The sequence below is a fragment of the Thermaerobacillus caldiproteolyticus genome, from assembly GCF_013761245.1.
Lineage (GTDB): Bacteria > Bacillota > Bacilli > Bacillales > Anoxybacillaceae > Thermaerobacillus > Thermaerobacillus caldiproteolyticus.
Genome location: NZ_JACDUT010000003.1, coordinates 142,139 through 161,597 on the forward strand (window position 1 = coordinate 142,139; position 19,459 = coordinate 161,597).

19 protein-coding genes are annotated in these 19,459 nt (G+C 41.3%); 18 read left to right on the forward strand and 1 reads right to left on the reverse strand.

All coding sequences use genetic code 11. The features are described from left to right. The first annotated feature begins 13 nt into the window (after nucleotides 1–13). From glpX to HNR31_RS06065, 8 genes are all read left to right on the forward strand, one after another. Nucleotides 14–976 carry a class II fructose-bisphosphatase gene (gene glpX / locus HNR31_RS06030; RefSeq protein ID WP_181555369.1) on the forward strand — a complete coding sequence of 321 codons (963 nt, stop codon included), beginning with the start codon at nucleotides 14–16 and terminating at the stop codon, nucleotides 974–976. Between the two features lie 258 nt (nucleotides 977–1,234). Beyond that, entirely contained in the window at nucleotides 1,235–2,521 is a 1,287-nt protein-coding gene (rho, locus tag HNR31_RS06035; protein ID WP_181555370.1) for a transcription termination factor Rho, read from the forward strand. Between the two features lie 154 nt (nucleotides 2,522–2,675). Beyond that, nucleotides 2,676–2,876, forward strand: coding sequence for a 50S ribosomal protein L31 (gene rpmE, locus HNR31_RS06040; protein ID WP_181555371.1), 201 nt, complete (start codon nucleotides 2,676–2,678; stop codon nucleotides 2,874–2,876). A 176-nt stretch (nucleotides 2,877–3,052) separates the two neighbouring features. After that, complete coding sequence (locus HNR31_RS06045; protein WP_181555372.1) at nucleotides 3,053–3,676, forward strand: thymidine kinase; 624 nt, start codon at nucleotides 3,053–3,055, stop codon at nucleotides 3,674–3,676. Between the two features lie 67 nt (nucleotides 3,677–3,743). Further along, on the forward strand, nucleotides 3,744–4,184 hold the full coding sequence (locus HNR31_RS06050) for a hypothetical protein (RefSeq protein ID WP_181555373.1): 441 nt from the start codon (nucleotides 3,744–3,746) through the stop codon (nucleotides 4,182–4,184). A 351-nt stretch (nucleotides 4,185–4,535) separates the two neighbouring features. Continuing rightward, a complete protein-coding gene (locus HNR31_RS06055; RefSeq protein WP_181555374.1) occupies nucleotides 4,536–5,684 on the forward strand; it encodes an iron-containing alcohol dehydrogenase in 1,149 nt (382 codons plus the stop codon). Then, the gene (locus tag HNR31_RS06060) at nucleotides 5,684–7,342 is read left to right on the forward strand and encodes a sensor histidine kinase (protein ID WP_374058290.1); all 1,659 of its coding nucleotides are present in this window, start codon (nucleotides 5,684–5,686) and stop codon (nucleotides 7,340–7,342) included. The genes HNR31_RS06055 and HNR31_RS06060 overlap by 1 nt, the downstream gene beginning before the upstream one ends. A gap of 24 nt (nucleotides 7,343–7,366) precedes the next feature. Continuing rightward, nucleotides 7,367–8,824, forward strand: a complete 1,458-nt coding sequence (locus HNR31_RS06065; protein WP_181555375.1) for a sigma-54-dependent transcriptional regulator — start codon at nucleotides 7,367–7,369, stop codon at nucleotides 8,822–8,824. Between the two features lie 168 nt (nucleotides 8,825–8,992). Here HNR31_RS06065 and adhP read toward each other — a convergent pair whose 3' ends face one another. Continuing rightward, on the reverse strand, nucleotides 8,993–10,006 hold the full coding sequence (gene adhP / locus HNR31_RS06070; RefSeq protein ID WP_181555376.1) for an alcohol dehydrogenase AdhP: 1,014 nt from the start codon (nucleotides 10,004–10,006) through the stop codon (nucleotides 8,993–8,995). A gap of 406 nt (nucleotides 10,007–10,412) precedes the next feature. Between adhP and prfA the strand changes: the two genes are divergently transcribed. From prfA to glyA, 10 genes are all read left to right on the forward strand, one after another. Further along, the gene (gene prfA / locus HNR31_RS06075; RefSeq protein ID WP_181555377.1) at nucleotides 10,413–11,489 is read left to right on the forward strand and encodes a peptide chain release factor 1; all 1,077 of its coding nucleotides are present in this window, start codon (nucleotides 10,413–10,415) and stop codon (nucleotides 11,487–11,489) included. Continuing rightward, nucleotides 11,479–12,348, forward strand: a complete 870-nt coding sequence (gene prmC / locus HNR31_RS06080; RefSeq protein WP_181555378.1) for a peptide chain release factor N(5)-glutamine methyltransferase — start codon at nucleotides 11,479–11,481, stop codon at nucleotides 12,346–12,348. Before prfA ends, prmC begins: the two co-directional genes overlap by 11 nt. A 95-nt stretch (nucleotides 12,349–12,443) precedes the next feature. Further along, nucleotides 12,444–13,097: a stage II sporulation protein R gene (gene spoIIR / locus HNR31_RS06085; RefSeq protein ID WP_181555379.1), complete on the forward strand. Its 654-nt coding sequence runs from the start codon at nucleotides 12,444–12,446 to the stop codon at nucleotides 13,095–13,097. Between the two features lie 248 nt (nucleotides 13,098–13,345). Continuing rightward, nucleotides 13,346–14,350, forward strand: coding sequence for an L-threonylcarbamoyladenylate synthase (locus HNR31_RS06090; protein WP_181555527.1), 1,005 nt, complete (start codon nucleotides 13,346–13,348; stop codon nucleotides 14,348–14,350). A 63-nt stretch (nucleotides 14,351–14,413) separates the two neighbouring features. Next, nucleotides 14,414–14,968 (forward strand): manganese efflux pump MntP, encoded by a 555-nt coding sequence (locus HNR31_RS06095; protein ID WP_181555380.1) that lies wholly within the window; start codon nucleotides 14,414–14,416, stop codon nucleotides 14,966–14,968. A gap of 123 nt (nucleotides 14,969–15,091) precedes the next feature. Further along, nucleotides 15,092–15,538, forward strand: coding sequence for a low molecular weight protein arginine phosphatase (locus HNR31_RS06100; RefSeq protein WP_181555381.1), 447 nt, complete (start codon nucleotides 15,092–15,094; stop codon nucleotides 15,536–15,538). A gap of 11 nt (nucleotides 15,539–15,549) precedes the next feature. Further along, nucleotides 15,550–16,845 (forward strand): methyl-accepting chemotaxis protein, encoded by a 1,296-nt coding sequence (locus HNR31_RS06105; RefSeq protein WP_181555382.1) that lies wholly within the window; start codon nucleotides 15,550–15,552, stop codon nucleotides 16,843–16,845. A gap of 118 nt (nucleotides 16,846–16,963) precedes the next feature. Next, a complete protein-coding gene (rpiB, locus tag HNR31_RS06110) occupies nucleotides 16,964–17,410 on the forward strand; it encodes a ribose 5-phosphate isomerase B (RefSeq protein ID WP_181555383.1) in 447 nt (148 codons plus the stop codon). A 15-nt stretch (nucleotides 17,411–17,425) separates the two neighbouring features. Further along, nucleotides 17,426–18,007 (forward strand): TIGR01440 family protein, encoded by a 582-nt coding sequence (locus tag HNR31_RS06115; protein ID WP_220129420.1) that lies wholly within the window; start codon nucleotides 17,426–17,428, stop codon nucleotides 18,005–18,007. Nucleotides 18,008–18,099: 92 nt separating this feature from the next. Continuing rightward, nucleotides 18,100–19,335 (forward strand): serine hydroxymethyltransferase, encoded by a 1,236-nt coding sequence (glyA, locus tag HNR31_RS06120; protein ID WP_181555384.1) that lies wholly within the window; start codon nucleotides 18,100–18,102, stop codon nucleotides 19,333–19,335. The last annotated feature ends 124 nt before the right edge of the window (nucleotides 19,336–19,459 follow it).

Below are 19,459 nucleotides of genomic sequence, written 5' to 3' on the forward strand. Positions count from 1 at the left end.
GGGAGAAATTACGATGGAAAGAAGCTTATCAATGGAGCTTGTTCGTGTGACAGAAGCGGCCGCCCTTGCCGCGGCCCGTTGGATGGGACGCGGCAAAAAGAACGAGGCGGACGAAGCCGCCACATCGGCGATGCGCGATGTATTCGATACGATTCCAATGAAAGGAACAGTTGTCATTGGCGAAGGCGAAATGGATGAAGCGCCAATGTTATATATTGGTGAAAAACTCGGTAACGGTTATGGGCCGCGCGTGGATGTAGCCGTTGATCCGCTGGAAGGCACCAATATTGTCGCTTCCGGCGGATGGAACGCCTTAGCGGTTGTTGCTGTAGCGGATCATGGCAATCTGCTTCATGCTCCCGATATGTACATGGATAAAATAGCCGTTGGCCCAGAAGCGGTGGGCATGATTGATATTAACGCCCCGATTATTGACAACTTGAAAGCGGTTGCCAAAGCGAAAAATAAAGATATTGAAGACGTTGTGGCGATCGTGTTAAACCGTCCGCGTCATGAGCGGATTATTGCGGAATTACGTGAAGCCGGCGCGCGCATTAAGCTCATCAATGACGGTGATGTCGCCGCAGCCATTAATACGGCGTTTGACCATACAGGCGTGGATATTTTATTCGGTTCTGGTGGGGCGCCAGAAGGAGTTTTAGCAGCCGTTGCCCTTAAATGTCTAGGCGGTGAAATTCAAGGGAAGCTGCTTCCGCAAAACGATGCAGAGCTTGAACGATGCAAAAAAATGGGGATTGATGTCAATAAAATACTACGTATGGAAGACTTGGTAAAAGGGGATGATGCGATTTTTGCTGCGACGGGAGTAACAGATGGGGAATTATTACGCGGAGTCCAGTTTAAAGGCTCTTACGGAGAAACCCATTCCGTCGTCATGCGAGCAAAATCTGGAACGGTCCGCTTTATTGATGGACGCCATAGCTTAAAGAAAAAGCCAAATTTAGTTATTAAATAAAGGACTCATTAGCGAGGCGCGAGATCTCGGAACATCGCTCTCGCTCATTTTTTTACATGAATGAAAAAAATATTGATTAAAAAATAGAAAAAAGGGTAAAATAGTCATGCTGCGTGTGCATAAAAATAAGCTCTGCTATTCTGCTTCTTTTTTTAAACCTTCATCATCTTCTTTTCATCCCATCCATATTCATTTCATTACTCAATTCGAAGCGTACATGGGAGAGGAAATGAAAAATTGTAAAAGCGTGGTGTTGAAATGGACTTAACAATTTCAGTATTAGAAAATATGAAACTGAAAGAGCTGTATGAACTAGCTCGCCAATATAAAATTTCTTATTACAGTAAACTAACAAAAAAAGAGCTTATTTTTGCAATTTTAAAAGCGCGAGCAGAACAAGATGGATTATTTTTCATGGAAGGCGTTCTCGAAATCATTCAATCGGAAGGATTTGGATTTTTACGCCCAATCAACTATTCACCAAGTTCTGAAGACATTTATATTTCTGCGTCACAGATTCGTCGTTTTGATTTACGGAATGGCGATAAAGTGTCCGGAAAAGTACGCCCTCCAAAAGAAAATGAACGTTATTTTGGATTGCTTCATGTCGAAGCTGTTAATGGAGAAGATCCAGAAATTGCAAAAGAGCGCGTTCATTTCCCAGCACTTACGCCGCTGTACCCAAATCGTCAAATGAAATTAGAAACAACGCCTGACAAGCTATCGACAAGAATTATCGATTTAATTGCTCCTGTCGGCTTCGGTCAGCGCGGGTTAATTGTTGCACCACCAAAAGCAGGGAAAACGATGTTATTAAAAGAAATTGCTAATAGTATTACAACCAACCATCCTGAAGTGGAATTGATTGTTCTTCTTATTGACGAGCGTCCTGAGGAAGTGACCGACATCGAACGTTCCGTTGCCGGTGATGTGGTGAGCTCCACGTTCGATGAAGTTCCAGAAAATCATATTAAAGTGGCAGAGCTTGTATTAGAGAGAGCGATGCGCCTTGTTGAACATAAGCGCGATGTTGTTATTTTAATGGACAGCATTACCCGTCTTGCGCGCGCTTATAACTTAGTCATTCCGCCAAGTGGTCGCACGCTTTCCGGGGGGATTGACCCAGCTGCATTCCATCGTCCGAAGCGATTTTTCGGAGCTGCGCGCAACATCGAAGAAGGTGGCAGCTTAACCATTTTGGCAACGGCACTTGTCGATACAGGATCGCGCATGGATGATGTCATTTATGAGGAATTTAAAGGAACGGGCAACATGGAGCTGCATCTTGACCGTTCATTAGCGGAACGCCGCATTTTCCCTGCGATCGACATCCGTCGTTCTGGTACGCGTAAAGAGGAATTACTTATTCCGAAAGAACATCTTGAAAAGCTATGGGCGATTCGAAAAACGATGTCCGATACGCCTGATTTTGTTGAACGCTTTTTAAATAAACTTCGTCAAACGAAAACGAACGCAGAATTTTTTGAGCTGCTTGATGAAGAATGGAAAGAAGTGAATTCACTAGGGGCAAAACGACTTTCGTAAAAAGGGGAAAAACGGAAAGAATAAGCAGTTGCAAAACACCTCAGCCCTTGGTATAATTTTGTCATGTGTGTTTTGACAAACGGTGAGAAATGACTCACAACTCATATATAAACTCTGTTTCGAAATGATTCAGGGCGGAAGGAGATGAAAGATAATGAAAGCAGGAATTCATCCAGAGTACAAAAAAGTCATCGTAAAATGCGCTTGCGGAAACGAATTCGAAAGCGGTTCTGTGAAAGATGAAGTGCGCGTAGAGATTTGCTCTGAATGCCATCCATTCTATACAGGACGTCAAAAATTCGCTTCTGCTGCAGGACGTATCGATAAATTCAACAAAAAATACGGCCTTAAATAAGAAAAGCGGAGCCGATGCGATTCATTCGCGCGTACGCTTACAATTACGTCCGTTGATAAACACGAAAAACAGGCAGGCGTCTGATCACTTGCCTGTTTTTTTCATGAACATGAATGAAACAATAATGACAAAGGTACATACATGGGATAGAAGAGAACGAAGGGAGAGGCCGTTTTATGTATGTAATGAAACAATCAGGCTGGCTCGAAGTCATTTGTGGCAGCATGTTTTCAGGAAAATCGGAAGAGTTAATTCGTCGTGTTCGTCGCGCTACGTTTGCTAAGCAAGAGGTAAAGGTCTTTAAGCCAGAGATCGATAACCGCTATAGCGAAGAAGCCGTTGTATCGCATAATGGTACATCGATTATCGCCATCCCTGTTGCGTCAGCTAGTGAAATTTTCGAACACATTTCTGAAAAAACCGATGTCATCGCCATTGACGAAGTCCAGTTCTTTACAGAGGAGATTGTTGAAGTGGTCCAAACGTTAGCGGATCGAGGATATCGTGTCATTGTAGCTGGGTTGGATCAAGATTTTCGCGGTGAACCGTTTGGGCCTGTACCGACATTAATGGCGCTTGCAGAATCGGTTACGAAGCTGCAAGCAGTTTGTACAGTATGTGGTTCTCCAGCAAGCCGCACACAGCGATTAATTAACGGCTCTCCCGCTTCTTACCATGATCCTGTGATTTTAGTGGGAGCGAGCGAATCGTATGAACCGCGTTGCCGTCACCATCACGAAGTGCCTGATAAACCGACCGGGCGTATACATCGCAATGTGAATAATCATCTGACACGATAAGCGGCGAATCCTTCCATCTATATTTTTTAAATTACTGGAAAAGCTAACAGCAGGGAGGCGACAAGTAATGAAAAGCTTACTGCTGTTACTTTTAGGAATTTTACTTTCAGCCTGTACGATGAACCCAAATGACTCACAATATCACCAGCAAAGCGAAGATAAAAATGGAACAAGACTCATTACACATGATCGAGCGCAAAAAGATTACGATCGTTACTTATATAACAATTTTGATGATCCGGAGAAAACGAATCAAAACCCAAATTTTATCAGCTTAACGGAAGGCAGCGAAAATAATCAAGCGGATGTTCGTAAAGCGGTTCAGGTAATTGAAAAATATACAAATTATGAGCCCAGTTCTGTTTGGATAAATGGCAATGATATGTGGGTGAGTGTTCAAGCTCCTGACTCTGTTTCAACACGACAAAGAGAAAAAGATCGAACCCGACTATATGAACTGCTCACAAAAGCGATCCCTACTTATGATATTCATGTCAATATAAAGTAATACGTGCGCCCTTTTTATAGGGTGCTTTTTATTTATGAGTAAAATGTTTTTAAACAAAAAATAGCTGTCAAATCCATACGGAAGGAAAGAACCATGTTTACAGAAAGGGCCTAGAAGCCATTTTATTCAGTTATTATACGAATTGCTTTGTTTTTGTCTTTGTCTGTTTGTGTAAAAAGGAATTTTCAATTTGTCTATGGAATAAAGATATCAACGTGAATATATTTTGGACATTATAACGATCTATCTTTGTTTTTACATTTAACATATCTTTTGATTCTTGATTTTTCTACAGACTTGAAGCAGTGAAGCGCTTGAAATGTTACGATACGACTTCTGTTGGAGGGAAACATGAATATCCATAAATTTGTTATGCCGGAGATCATTTTTGGCAATGGAGCTATTCACCAAGTTGGGGAAAGCTGTCTTAGACTTGGGGCTACAAATGTATTCATTGTAAGTGATCCTGGTGTCATTGAAGCTGGATGGCTAGATGTCGTCATTAAAAGCTGCAAACAAGTTGGTTTAAAATATACGACATTTTATGATGTAACCATTAACCCAAAAGATAGAGAAGTGGAAAAGGGATGTGAGATGTATATCCAAAATGAATGTGATTCGATTATTGGAATTGGCGGGGGAAGCCCTATCGATGTGGCAAAAGCGATTGCTATTCTTGTAACGAATGGCGGGAGAATTCATGACTATGAGGGAATTGATAAAATTAAAAATCCCCTTCCCCCGCAAGTAATGATTCCAACAACAGCCGGGTCGGGTTCAGAAGTGTCGCAATTTTCAGTAATTGTAGATACGGTAGGACAAAAAAAGATGACCATTATTTCAAAATCGCTTATTCCTGATATTGCGATTGTAGATCCGGAAACATTGTCAACAAAAAGTGCGCATTTAACTGCCTCAACAGGATTAGATGTTTTAACGCATGGAATTGAAGCGTATGTAAGTTTGGCTGCGACTCCGTTAACCGATGTTCAAGCAAAAAATGCCATTTCTTTGGTAGCGGAACATTTACGTCCTTCTGTAGCGTCAAAAATAAATAAGGAAGCTAAGACAAATATGGCGATGGCAAGTTTGCAAGCCGGCCTTGCTTTTTCCAATGCCATTTTGGGAGCTGTACATGCCATGTCACATGCAGTAGGGGGGAAGTATCCAATCCTTCACGGCGACGTGAATTCCATATTGCTTCCATATGTAATGGAATATAATCTTCTGGCAAGTCCCAAAAAATTTGCCGATATTGCTCTTTTCCTTGGTATTGATATTCGTGGCATGTCTTACATAGAGGCAGGAAAAAAAGCAATTGAATACGTAAAGAATTTAACAATGGATATTGGAGCTCCACAGCGATTGTCCGATATTGGTTTGGAGAAAGAGGAAATACGAAAGATGAGCCTGATTGCCTTACACGATGCCTGCATGATTACAAATCCTCGGGACATAACGGTTGAAGATATTGAAGAAATATTCAGAAAGGCATGGTAATGATGGGGATTAAAGAACGGCAAAAAATGATTAATCTTCTAACGGGAGTTCAATCTTCTAAAAAAAGTTATTATACAGAATTAAAAAAGATGGTTGTTGAACTAAAAAAGAAAAATATGCAGTTGGAAATTATAAATGATGTAACCAAAAGTTTTAACATCGATATGTCAATGGACGACATGTTAAAAAATATTTTTGATAAATTAAAAGAAATTTTCCCGCTAGAAAGGATCAGCTTATCTTTATATGAAAATGAAAAATTGATTTTAACCAATGTTTATCCGGCTCATTCGTTATATTTTCCAATCGGCTTTGTTCTGTCCAAAGAACGTTCTCTTTATTGGAAGGTAGTTCAATCACTCGAAAAGGTTTTCTATCAGGTACAGGCAAAAAAAGATTCTTATATTGAAAATAAAGTGTATGAAGTATTGGGAATTCAAAGCGTGTTGTTAATCCCTCTCATTAGCAAGGGAAAAGCCATCGGGGTGTTAAGTATAGGCAGCAAAGAGGTCATTCAATATGATGAGGCCGATCTTTCCTTTTTCCAGCAACTTTGCGATCAATTGGCTGTTTGTATTGAAAATGCTAGGCTTTACAATGAGGTGCTCACAAGTAAAAAAGAGTGGGAGGAGACTTTTCGGGCCGTTTCCGAAATGATATTGGTTGTTGATCTGCAAGGAAATATTTTACGCTATAATGATGCGGCGAAAGAATTCTTTCAATTCGATTTGCAGAAAAATGCTAGGGAAAACGTTCATCAACTGTTATCAATGGACATCAATGAAAGTCCCATAATAGAAAATCTTCAAACCAAAAAACCTGTTCATCGGCAGATTCACATCCAACAAAGGGTGTGTGAACTTCATTCATATCCTGTGTTTAATGAGAGTCAAAACATGTATGCTGCAATTATTTATATCAATGACATCACAGAGAAATGCAGGATTGAAGCTCAATTATTGCAATCCGGGAAACTGGCTGCAATTGGCGAGATGGCAGCGGGAATTGCCCATGAATTGAATAATCCGTTAACTGCTATTCTCGGAAATGCTCAACTATTGTTAAGATCTGTTCCAAAAGATGACCGCTCGTATAAGCTTCTGTCAGATATCCATTCGTGCGGGAAGCGATGCAAAACCATCATTCAAAATTTATTGACCTTCTCACGGCAAGATGAATATATGTTTGAGGATTGTTCTGTAAATGAGGCTGTTGAACAAGTGTTGGGATTAATAGGAGACCAAATCAAAAAACAGAACATTATGATTCAAAAAAAATTAGATGATTCAATTGAATTCATTGAAGGGAATGTTCAACAAATTGGACAAATCATTTTAAATCTTTTAATCAATGCAAAAGATGCACTCGAAGATACTAATATTCCAAACAAAGTTATAACGATTGAAACAAGATCAATCCTAGAAAATGAAAAACATTGGGTTCTTCTTTCTGTCAAAGATAACGGAAAAGGGATAAGCACCCAACATTTACAAGAAATTTTCAACCCGTTTTTTACAACAAAGAGGCCAGGAAAGGGGACTGGACTTGGATTATCGGTAAGTTTGGGAATAGCGGAAGCTCACGGTGGGACGATTGAAGTGATGAGCGAACTTGGAAAGGGAAGCCAGTTTATATTAAAACTTCCGGCAAAGCAATAACTGTAAATGGGGATGGGGGAAATCATGGAAAATATTTTAGTGATTGATGATGAACGGGAAGTAGGCAATTTTTTTCTGCATTTATTAGAAGGGAAGGGTTATCACGTAAAACTCGGATTTAATGGAAAAGATTTTGCCAAATTAATCAAAGAACACTCATTCGATCTGGCATTGATTGATGTAAAATTACCAGATACAAATGGTTTAGATCTATTAAAACAACTAAAAACAGCCTTGCCATCTTGTAAAGCGATTATTATGACTGGCTATAGCACGGTGAAAACAGCAGTGGAGGCCATTAAATATGGCGCAAGCGATTATATCGAAAAACCATTTGACGATATTGATGAATTAGAAAGATTAATAGAAGGGTTATTAGACAACAGTTCAACATCATCCCAAAATGATATGTATAAGCTGGCTGAAACACTTGGTTTTATTGTGGGAAAAAACAAAGAGATGAATGATTTAATTAAACTAGCCTACAAAATTGCGAAAAAAAATGTCAATGTGCTAATTGAAGGGGAGACAGGGACAGGAAAAGAAGTGTTGGCGCATTTTATCCATCATGCGAGCATGCGTTACGATCAGCCTTTTATCGGAATCAATTGCGGTGCAGTGTCTGAAACCCTTTTGGAAAGCGAGCTGTTTGGCCATGAGAAAGGTGCGTTTACAGGGGCTGTGAAAGAAAAAAAAGGAATTTTTGAAATAGCCAACAGAGGGACACTGTTTTTGGATGAAATTGGCGAAGCCTCTCTTGCTATTCAAGTAAAATTGCTGAGGGTGTTGGAAACAGGGGAGTATATTCGGGTAGGAGGCGAGACGATCCGGAGAACAAATACACGGATCATTGCTGCTTCTCATGTCAACCTTGCCCAAGCGGTAGCTGAAAAAACATTCAGGGAAGACCTATTGTATCGGTTAGACGTGGTGAAATTAACGATTCCTCCTCTCAGAGAACGAATAGAGGATCTGCCGCTTTTTATAGAATACTTCTTGAAAAAATTGAATTCGCATCTATCTTTTTCGGATGACACTATTTTACAAATGAAACAATATCATTGGCCGGGAAATGTGCGGGAGCTTTTTAATGTGGTGAAGCGGGCAGTGACATTGGCAGAAGGGGAAACGACAATCATCACTCCTGATTTCTTGCCTGAAAAATTGAAAACGGAAAGAACCTTGCCGTCACAGAAATTATTTTCCATTGGTAAAAATACTAGAGATGACATAGATTTAGAACGTTATCTGAACGAATGGACAAGCTATATTCTTTCATTATGGAAAGAGAACAAGAAAGTCGACCTCGAACGTGTGCTGTCATTAGTCAAAGATTTAGAGAAACAAATAGGAAGATCTTTTGTAATGAAAACTTTAAAGGAAACAGTAGGGAATAGGAAAGAAGCGTCTGAACGGTTAAATATCACTGTCCGTAAACTTAGATATTTATTAAAAGAAAAAGGGGCTGACCCAAAAGTATAAATCACTTTTGGGATTCAGTCCCTTCTTGTTGGTTAGTTTCAATTTTATCAAATATTTGAGGTGGCAATCCTTCATTTGTGGAAATATAGTATATTTTTCGCTTTTAATAACAGGAGCAGATGATGAAAGCGCTCTCTATTTATTGCAAAGTGAAATGAATGATTTTGTTTATTTCATTGTCAATACAATCCGTCCATTGATTTGCCCCTTTTCCATTTTTTCGAATACTTCATTAATAGAATCTAATGGAGCCGTTTCCACAATTGGACGGACTTTCCCCCTTGCAGCGAAGTCTAAAGCTTCTTGCATATCTTTTCTCGTACCTACGATGGAACCTTTTACAGTCACTCCGTTTAAGACTGTGTTAAAAATCGGAATCGGTAAATCAGCATTTGGTAAACCGACAACAACTAAGGTTCCGCCACGTTTTACTGATTGATAAGCTTGTTCAAATGCCTTTCTTGTTACCGCGACGCTAATCGCTGCTTGTACGCCGCCTACTTTTTCCTGGATTGTTTCTACCGGATCTTCTTTCAACCCATTAATCGTAATGTCAGCGCCTAATTTTCTGGCAAGCTCCATTTTTTCATCACTTATATCAACAGCAACCACATTCAACCCCATTGCTTTGGCGTATTGAAGCGCTATGTGTCCTAAACCGCCAATCCCGTAAATAGCTACCCATTCGCCAGGTTTTGCATTCGAAACTTTTAATGCTTTGTATGTTGTCACCCCTGCACAAAGAATAGGTGCGACTTCAACAGGATCTAAATTTTCTGGAATTCTAGCAACATAGTCAGCTGGTGCTTTACAATATTCAGCATATCCGCCGTCTACGGAATACCCCCCATTTAATTGATGTGGACAAAGTGTTTCTTGTCCGCTTAAGCAATATTCACATTCACCACAAGCAGAATATAGCCAAGGGATGCCAACACGATCTCCTACTTTTATCGATTTGACTCCTTCGGCCACTTCCACAACAATTCCTACCCCTTCATGTCCAGGAATCAACGGAAGTTTCGGCTTTACGGGCCAATCCCCATGCGCGGCATGCAAGTCGGTATGGCAGACGCCACAAGCTTCAATTTTTACAAGCACCTCTCCATACTCTAGTTTTGGTTTCTCTACTTCTTTAATCTCAAGTTTTTGTTTAAAGTCATTGACAACAGCTGCTTTCATTCTCCCAATCCCCTTTCAAATTCGTTTCATTGGTTTCACAAAACAATAATGCAAAAAGTGTGCCAAACCTAAAATAAAATAAAATACGTATCTATTTCATTTTTTGTGCCAAAATTTTGTTAAATTTGTACAAATAATCGGCATTTTCCTCATAAAATTGGCACGTCTTATGTGAAAGGTTTAACTTCCCTAAATGATCTTATAACAGTAGTTGTGCAATTTTTTCTTGGCATTAAAATGGTGCGGAAATCTTTCTCCTCTTGCTCTTGAATCGAAACAATATATTCTACTGCTAAATACATTTCTCCTAATAGGGAGGATTATTTTTCTGATACTTTGCCGTTTGGCAAAACTATAGTATAATTATAAATTAGACTGTGTATGGACAAAGGCAGAGGTGAATAACGTGTTTGAACGTCTTCAAGCAGTAGAAGAACGTTATGAAAAACTAAATCAATTACTCATGGACCCAGAAGTCATTAACGACCCGAAAAAATTGCGCGACTACTCAAAAGAGCAGTCCGATTTAGAAGAAACAGTGCAAACCTATCGAGAATACAAATCGGTTCACCAGCAGCTAGCTGATGCAAAAGCGATGCTGGAAGAAAAACTTGACCCTGAAATGCGGGAAATGGTGAAGGAAGAAATTGGCGAGCTTGAAAGCCGAGAAGAGGAGCTTGTCAATAAATTAAAAGTTCTTCTTCTTCCGAAAGACCCGAATGATGATAAAAACGTTATTATGGAAATTCGCGGAGCGGCTGGCGGCGAGGAAGCTGCTTTATTTGCGGGCGATTTATATCGAATGTATACGCGTTACGCGGAGTCACAAGGATGGAAGACAGAAGTGATTGAAGCAAGCCCGACCGGCTTAGGTGGCTACAAAGAAATTATTTTTATGATTAACGGTAAAGGTGCGTACTCAAAGTTAAAATTCGAAAATGGAGCGCACCGCGTTCAACGTGTTCCGGAAACAGAATCTGGCGGGCGCATTCATACATCGACAGCGACCGTCGCTTGCTTGCCGGAAATGGAAGAAATCGAAGTCGAAATTAACGAAAAAGATATTCGTGTTGATACGTTCGCTTCAAGCGGACCGGGCGGGCAAAGCGTAAACACGACGATGTCAGCCGTACGGTTAACGCACATTCCAACGGGCATTGTCGTTTCTTGCCAAGACGAAAAATCACAAATTAAAAATAAAGAAAAGGCGATGAAAGTCTTGCGCGCTCGTATTTACGATAAATACCAACAAGAAGCGCGCGCTGAATATGATCAGACGCGCAAGCAAGCGGTCGGAACAGGTGACCGTTCGGAGCGCATTCGCACGTACAATTTTCCACAAAACCGCGTGACCGATCATCGCATTGGATTAACGATTCAAAAGCTCGACCAAGTATTAGAAGGCAAGCTTGATGAAATCATCGATGCGCTCATTTTAGACGATCAATCAAAAAAATTGGAGCAAGCAAACAATGAATCATAATCGAATTTACGAAGTCCTAAATTGGGCTTCTTCTTTTTTAAAAGAACATGGGAAGGAAGAACGTGTCGCTGAATTGTTATTGCGACATCATTTGCAAGTAACGCGGGCGCAATTGTTTGCACGGCTGCGGGACGAAATCGATGATCGTGTCAAACAAGCGTTCATCGATGATCTCAAAAGACATGTATATGAACATGTGCCTGTGCAATATGTAATCGGTTTTGAAGAGTTTTACGGCCGCTCCTTTCTCGTAAATCAAGAGGTCCTCATTCCACGACCAGAAACGGAGGAATTAGTCGAAGGAGTTTTAACAAGAATTCAAAGGTTGTTTCCTGAGAGAGAGACGATCGATCTCGTGGATGTTGGAACGGGAAGCGGCGCGATTGCGATTACGCTAGCTCTTGAAAATCCAGCATTGCGCGTCAGTACAATCGATATTTCGCTCGAATCGTTACAAGTAGCTAAAGAGAATGCCCGTCGCTTCAGTGCAGAAGTCGAGTTTATCTGCGGAGATTTATTACAACCTTTTATTCAGGCAGGACGTAAAGTGGATGTCGTCGTTTCCAATCCACCGTATATTCCCGAAAGTGACATTGCCTTTCTTTCCCCAGTTGTGAAAAACCATGAACCGCTTCGGGCACTTGTGGGTGGCAAAGACGGCCTTCATTTTTACCGTCGCTTTATGGAGGAACTGCCGGTTGTATTAAAGGCCCGTGCTTTAGTTGCATTTGAAGTCGGCGCTGGGCAAGGTGAAGCGGTGGCTCAATTGTTACGAGAAACGTTTCATACAGCGATCGTTGAAGTCGTTTTTGATATGAATGGAAAAGATCGGATGGTATATGCTGAAATAAAACAATAACTTCCAGAACTAATCTGGAAGTTTTTTTAGATTCATAGAGTTTAAAATTTGCTTGTGTTGTCCACAATAAGGTAGTGAAAGGACGGTGCAAGCAAATGAAAAAACGAAATATTGTCATTGTTTTATATATACTATTGCTTATTATCGGGGTACTTGTGAATGTTTACGGGCAGCAGACGGAAGCTGGAGCAAATGCGTCGGTTGCTATTCCCGACCAAGCGATTCGCTTGCGGATTTTAGCGAATAGTGATTCAGCAGAAGATCAAGCGCTAAAACGCAAAGTCCGCGACGCAGTCAATGCAGAAATTAACCAATGGGTCGCTGATTTAACATCGTTTGACGAAGCAAAGCGGGTGATTCAATCCCATTTACCTGATATTGAGAACATTGTCGCTAACGTTTTACGGGAAGAAAAAAGTAATCAAGCATATCGTGTTCAATTTGGAAAAGTGAATTTTCCAACAAAAATTTATGGAAACTATGTGTATCCAGCCGGACAGTATGAAGCGATTTTAATTACGCTCGGCGCAGGGAAAGGGGCCAACTGGTGGTGTGTATTATTTCCACCGCTATGTTTTCTGGACTTTTCCAATAGTGAAGCGGTTCGTGAGGACAAACAGAAGCAGGAAGTGAAACAAGCAAGTGTAACTACTTCCCCACCTTCTCCTTTCGTTGAGGAAGACAAAGAGGAAAAGGTAGAGGTCAAGTTTTTCTTTAAGGAAATACTAGAAAAATTGATACCGTCATAATCTGTGGATAAAGAAACAAATTCATTGACAAAACAACAATGTATCCACAAAGTTATCCACTAAAATAATTATTTTATTCACATTTTGTGGATAACGCTTGTGTTTATTTTCCTTCTTTCTTATACTTTGTATATAACCTTCTACTAAATCATTGATAAATTCATATATTTCGTGATTGTGGTTTCGAAATAGTCGAGGTGAATTCATTGGAAACAAAAATTTGGGTTGTGGACAAAGTTGTGGACAAGATGAATGATTATCCCCAAATTTCACAAGCAGCCAAATTATTGCAAGCGAATGAAGTGGTAGCTTTCCCCACCGAAACGGTGTATGGATTAGGGGCGAATGCGAAGGAGACGGAAGCGGTGAAAAAAATCTTTTTTGCGAAGGGGCGTCCGAGTGATAACCCGCTCATTGTTCATATCGCTCATCGCGATCAGCTTGAAGAAATCGCTTCTGACATTCCTGATGTCGCCTATACATTAATGGAGCATTTCTGGCCGGGACCGTTAACGTTAATTGTAAAAAAGAAAGGAGATGCCATTTCCGATAAGGTGACAGCAGGGTTGCCAACGATTGCGGTGCGCATGCCCGCTCATCCAGTAGCCCTTGCCTTAATCGAAAAAAGCGGGTTGCCGCTTGCTGCACCGAGTGCCAACGTATCAGGACGTCCAAGCCCGACAAGTGCAGCTCATGTACTTGATGATTTGAAAGGGAGAATTGCCGGCATTGTCGATGCGGGAGAAACGGGGATTGGTGTCGAGTCAACCGTGTTAGACTGTACGACAAAAGTGCCAACGATTTTACGCCCTGGAGGCGTAACAAAAGAAGAGCTTGAACGGGTGATTGGCTGTGTGGAAGTGGATCATGCGTTAACGGATGAAAGACAAACGCCAAAATCGCCGGGGATGAAGTATACGCACTACGCGCCAAAATCTCCGCTCATCCTTGTCGAAGGGCAGCCATTTTTCTTACAAAAGCTCGTCGATGAACAACGCGCAAACGGGAAAACGGTAGGGGTGCTGACGACCGAAGAGCGTCAATATATGTATGAAGCGGATGTCGTGCTCGCGTGCGGGTCACGAAGCGACTTACATACGGTGGCCAGCCATCTCTACGACACATTGCGACAGTTTGATGAAACCGATGTTGATATCATTTATAGTGAGGTATTTCCAACTAATGGAATAGGAGCAGCGGTGATGAACCGTCTGAAAAAAGCAGCGGGTCATCAAGTGATTCACGAAAAATAAACCTTCTAAACCTTTTCGGACATACATATGTTAGCAATAAGGCGAGTCCGGGGAGGGAACGGAATGGATATGTTCATCGGCGAACTGATTACGTTATGTATGATGGCATTTGCATTAGGCATGGATGCCTTTTCTATCGGGTTAGGAATGGGCTTTTTTCGGTTGCGTTTAAAACAAATTTTTTACATAGGTGCAACGATTGGATTATTTCATATTATGATGCCGCTGTTAGGAATTGTTGTCGGCCGCTTTTTATCACAACAATTTGGCAGCATTGCTTCTTATATTGGCGGCGCTTTGTTGCTTTTGTTAGGAGTACAAATGATTGTCACCTCTTTTAAAGATGAAAATGAACCGCTTGTTTCTCCGATTGGAATTGGACTCATTTTTTTTGCTTTGAGCGTCAGTTTAGATAGCTTTTCTGTCGGACTTAGTCTTGGCATTTATGGGACGCGAACATTGCTAACGATTTTATTGTTCGGTTTTTTCAGCACAGTGTTGACGTGGGGAGGATTAATGCTGGGTCGCCATTTTCAGCAATGGCTGGGAGTATATAGTGAGGTGTTAGGCGGCAGTATATTATTGGCTTTTGGTTTAAAATTATTATTTCCGTTCTAAGAGACAGCCGTACGGCTGTCTCTTTTTGTACTATATTTCCAGCGGTAATTCGATTATAATGGTACTATATACATTATTATAATGGTACTATATACATCCTCAACGATTACAAGGGGGGGCTTTATGTCTATCCGTGTATTATTTGTGTGTACAGGGAATACATGCCGAAGCCCTATGGCGGAAGCGTTGTTAAAGAGCAAGCAGCTGCCGCACATCGATGTGAAGTCGGCGGGAATATTTGCGATGGAAGGAAGCGATGCGTCAAGTCATGCAAAAACGGTATTAGAAGAAAAAGGAGTTCAGATGGCACACCGTTCCTCGTTTTTAAAACAAGAAGATATCAACTGGGCAACGTACATTTTCACGATGACCGTTGGGCATAAACATCATGTCATCGACAGGTTTCCAGAAGCTAAAGAGAAAACGTTTACCCTAAAAGAATTTGTTTCTGGACAAGAAGAGGATATTCTTGATCCATTCGGCGGTTCTGTCGAAACCTATCGTCAAACGAGAGACGAGCTAGAACAGCTCATTGACCAATTGATTCACAAGTTACAGCAAAACGAGTAGGGGGAAACGATATGATGAGGGAGAAAAAAGGATATCGGTTTAGCTTACGGTTAAAGCTAGTTGTGTTTACGACCATATTAGCAGTCATTACGTATTCAACAAGTGCATTTTTCATTTATTTTTTATATGATTTTGTTTCCGACTATGTTAGTGAACATGTGTTTACGATTATCACGTTGCTGTTGGGCATTTTTTGGTCAGGAGTTCTCGCTTACGTGGCAGCAGGCTTTATTATACGCCCATTACAGCGATTAGAGGAAGCCGCGATAAAGGCAGCGAACGGCCAAATTAACGAAGACGTTCCGCTTGCGAAATCAGATGATGAAATTCGCTCCCTTGGCTTGGCTTTTAATGAAATGTTAAGAAATTTGCGAACGATGGTTCGGAATATCGAAGAAAACTTTTCTCATACGAATGAAAAAGTCGTTGAAATTACAAACGCTTCAAGCATTGCTGTAGAGCGATCGGAAAATATCGCAAGAACCATTGAGGAAATTTCAAAAGGAGCAAACGATTCTGCCGTTTCGATGCAAACAACAGCGGAATCGGTCGACGATGTGTTGCGCATCGCTAATCAAGTGCAGCAAAAGGCTGAACAATCGGAGCAATTGGCGACGGAAATGGTTGACACCTTACATAGAAGCAAGGAAGTCATTCATTCGCTTGTGACCGGCATCCAACATCTAGCTCACAATAATCAGGCTTCCTTACACGCCGTTCACCGCTTAGAACGACATGCGAAAGAAGTAGAGAACATTATTTCTCTTGTCGGTGATATTGCCGGGCAAACAAATTTGTTAGCATTAAATGCTTCGATTGAAGCAGCGCGCGCTGGTGAGCATGGAAAAGGCTTTGCGGTAGTGGCGGAAGAAGTGCGGAAGTTAGCAGATGAAAGCGCAAGAGCCGTTCAAGGAATTTCCGATTTAATTAAAAACATTCAAAAAGAAGTGATTCATGTTGTCGCACAAATTAACGAACAAGTGAAATCGGCGAACGAAGAAGCCGCAAAAGGAACCAATACGAACAACGCGATCACTGAGATGACAAAATCCATTCACGAAGTCGCTGATGCTGTACATCAAATTGTCGATTTGGTGGAAGAACAGATGAAGCATATTGAAAAAACGTCTATTCAATCACAGGAAGTCGCAGCTATTGCGGAGGAAACATCGGCAGGAGCTCTTGAGGTAACGGCAGCGACGCAAGAACAAACAGCAGCTATTCATCATGTCAACGAACTCGCTGAACAACTAGCGGAACAAGCGAAAAAATTAAAAGGCACGATTGAATGTTTTTCTTTGAAGTAGTGATCGTCTGAATAAAGTGCATAATAAAAAAGATAAAGATAATGAAAAAGTCGCCTTCAATCGCTAAAATGAAAAGAAAGGCGACTTTTTTCGAAGGATCACGAAGGAGGAAAAAATCATGAAGGTAGCCATTGCATCTGACCATGGTGGGGTAAATATTCGCGAGGAAATAAAAAAATTAATGGATGAAATGGGAATTGAATATATTGATTTAGGCTGCGAATGCGGTGTGTCTGTTGATTATCCAGATTATGCGATTCCTGTTGCTGAAAAAGTGGCAAACGGAGAAGTCGACCGCGGCATTTTAATTTGCGGTACAGGTATTGGCATGTGCATCGCCGCCAATAAAGTGAAAGGTATTCGTTGTGCGCTGGTGCATGACGTGTATAGCGCCAAAGTCACGCGTGAGCATAACGATAGCAACGTGCTTGCCATGGGAGAGCGTGTCATCGGACCAGGTTTAGCACGAGAGATTGCTAAAGTATGGCTAACGACCGAATTCGAAGGCGGTCGTCATGCTAATCGTGTTAATAAAATTCAACAATATGAAAATGAACATCTATGAACGGGAGTGATGCCGATGGTGCTTTCTCCTTTACAACAATGGAAGCAGCAATGGCAAACGATTTTAGCGGAGTTTCAACAACAAGTCTCTCTTTCTTCAGAGCATATTCTCGTCATCGGCTGCAGCACAAGTGAAGTCATCGGCGAGAAAATTGGTACAGCCGGTACAACGGAAGTCGCAGAAATGTTATTTACAGAACTAAAGAGATGGCATGATGAAACGGGTGTCCAGCTTGCTTTTCAATGTTGCGAACATTTAAACCGCGCGCTTGTCGTCGAGAAAGAAACGGCTCTGACGAGAAATTTAGAAATCGTTTCGGTTATCCCCGTACGTTCAGCGGGAGGAGCGATGGCAGAGTACGCTTATAATCATATGAACGATCCGGTCGTTGTTGAATTTATTAAAGCTGATGCGGGCATTGATATTGGTGATACGTTTATCGGCATGCATTTAAAACATGTTGCCGTCCCTGTACGCACGTCATTGAAGCAAGTCGGACATGCCCATGTCACATTGGCAAAAACAAGACCGAAATTAATCGGCGGCGCAAGAGCTGTATATTCGAGGGAAAATCCGAATGATTCATGTAAATCATAATAATTTTGTTCATTTTTTCTTTGAACAATCCGATAAAAAGCTGGTAAAATAGAAAAGAATACTGTCATATTTCGAAAAAGGGGGAGCTAGTGATGAATTACTTGCCACAACAAGATCCGCAAGTGTTTCAAGCCATTCAAGATGAATTGAAACGGCAACAAAGTAAAATCGAGCTGATCGCTTCGGAAAACTTTGTTAGCCGTGCAGTGATGGAAGCACAAGGTTCCGTATTAACAAATAAGTACGCAGAAGGATATCCGGGCCGCCGCTATTACGGGGGCTGCGAATATGTTGATGTTGTAGAAGACTTAGCGCGTGAACGGGCGAAGCAATTGTTTGGTGCCGAGCATGCAAACGTACAGCCGCATTCCGGTGCACAAGCGAATATGGCCGTTTATTTTACTGTTCTTGAACACGGTGATACCGTGCTTGGTATGAATTTATCACATGGCGGGCATTTAACTCACGGCAGTCCCGTTAACTTTAGCGGCATTCAATATAACTTCGTTGAATATGGTGTAGACCCAGAAACTCATCTCATTAATTATGATGATGTCTTGGAAAAAGCGCGTGCACATAAGCCGAAGTTAATTGTTGCTGGTGCAAGTGCGTATCCAAGGGTTATTGATTTTCAACGTTTCCGCGAAATTGCCGATGAAGTGGGCGCTTATTTAATGGTGGACATGGCGCATATCGCAGGTCTTGTTGCGGCAGGTCTTCATCCGAACCCGGTTCCTTATGCACATTTTGTCACGACGACGACGCATAAAACGTTGCGTGGTCCGCGCGGCGGTATGATTCTTTGCAAAGAAGAATTTGCCAAACAAATTGATAAGGCGATTTTCCCAGGTATTCAAGGTGGCCCGTTAATGCATGTCATCGCTGCAAAAGCGGTTGCTCTAGGGGAAGCATTGCAAGACAGCTTTAAAACATATGCGCAAAATATTGTCAATAACGCAAAACGCCTAGCTGAAGCACTTGTCAAAGAAGGCTTTACTCTTGTATCTGGCGGAACGGACAACCACTTGTTATTAATCGACTTGCGTTCGTTTGGATTAACAGGAAAAGCCGCTGAAAAAGTGCTCGATGAAGTAGGCATTACGGTGAATAAAAATACGATTCCGTACGATCCAGAAAGCCCGTTTGTTACAAGCGGCATTCGCATCGGTACCGCAGCGGTTACAAGCCGAGGCTTCGGCCTTGAAGAAATGGACGAAATCGCGAGCATCATTGCATTTACACTAAAAAATCACGAAGACGAAGAAAAATTAGAAGAAGCAAGAAAACGCGTTGCTGCTTTAACGGAAAAATTCCCACTTTACATTTAAACGCAAGCACCTAGCATAGGCATAAGACCATGCTAGGTGCTTTTTATAGATACCGTTTAAAAGAAAACGATCTATCTTGGTTCGTTTCTTGAGCAGAACAATTGCTTAAAGCATCCCTTGAAAA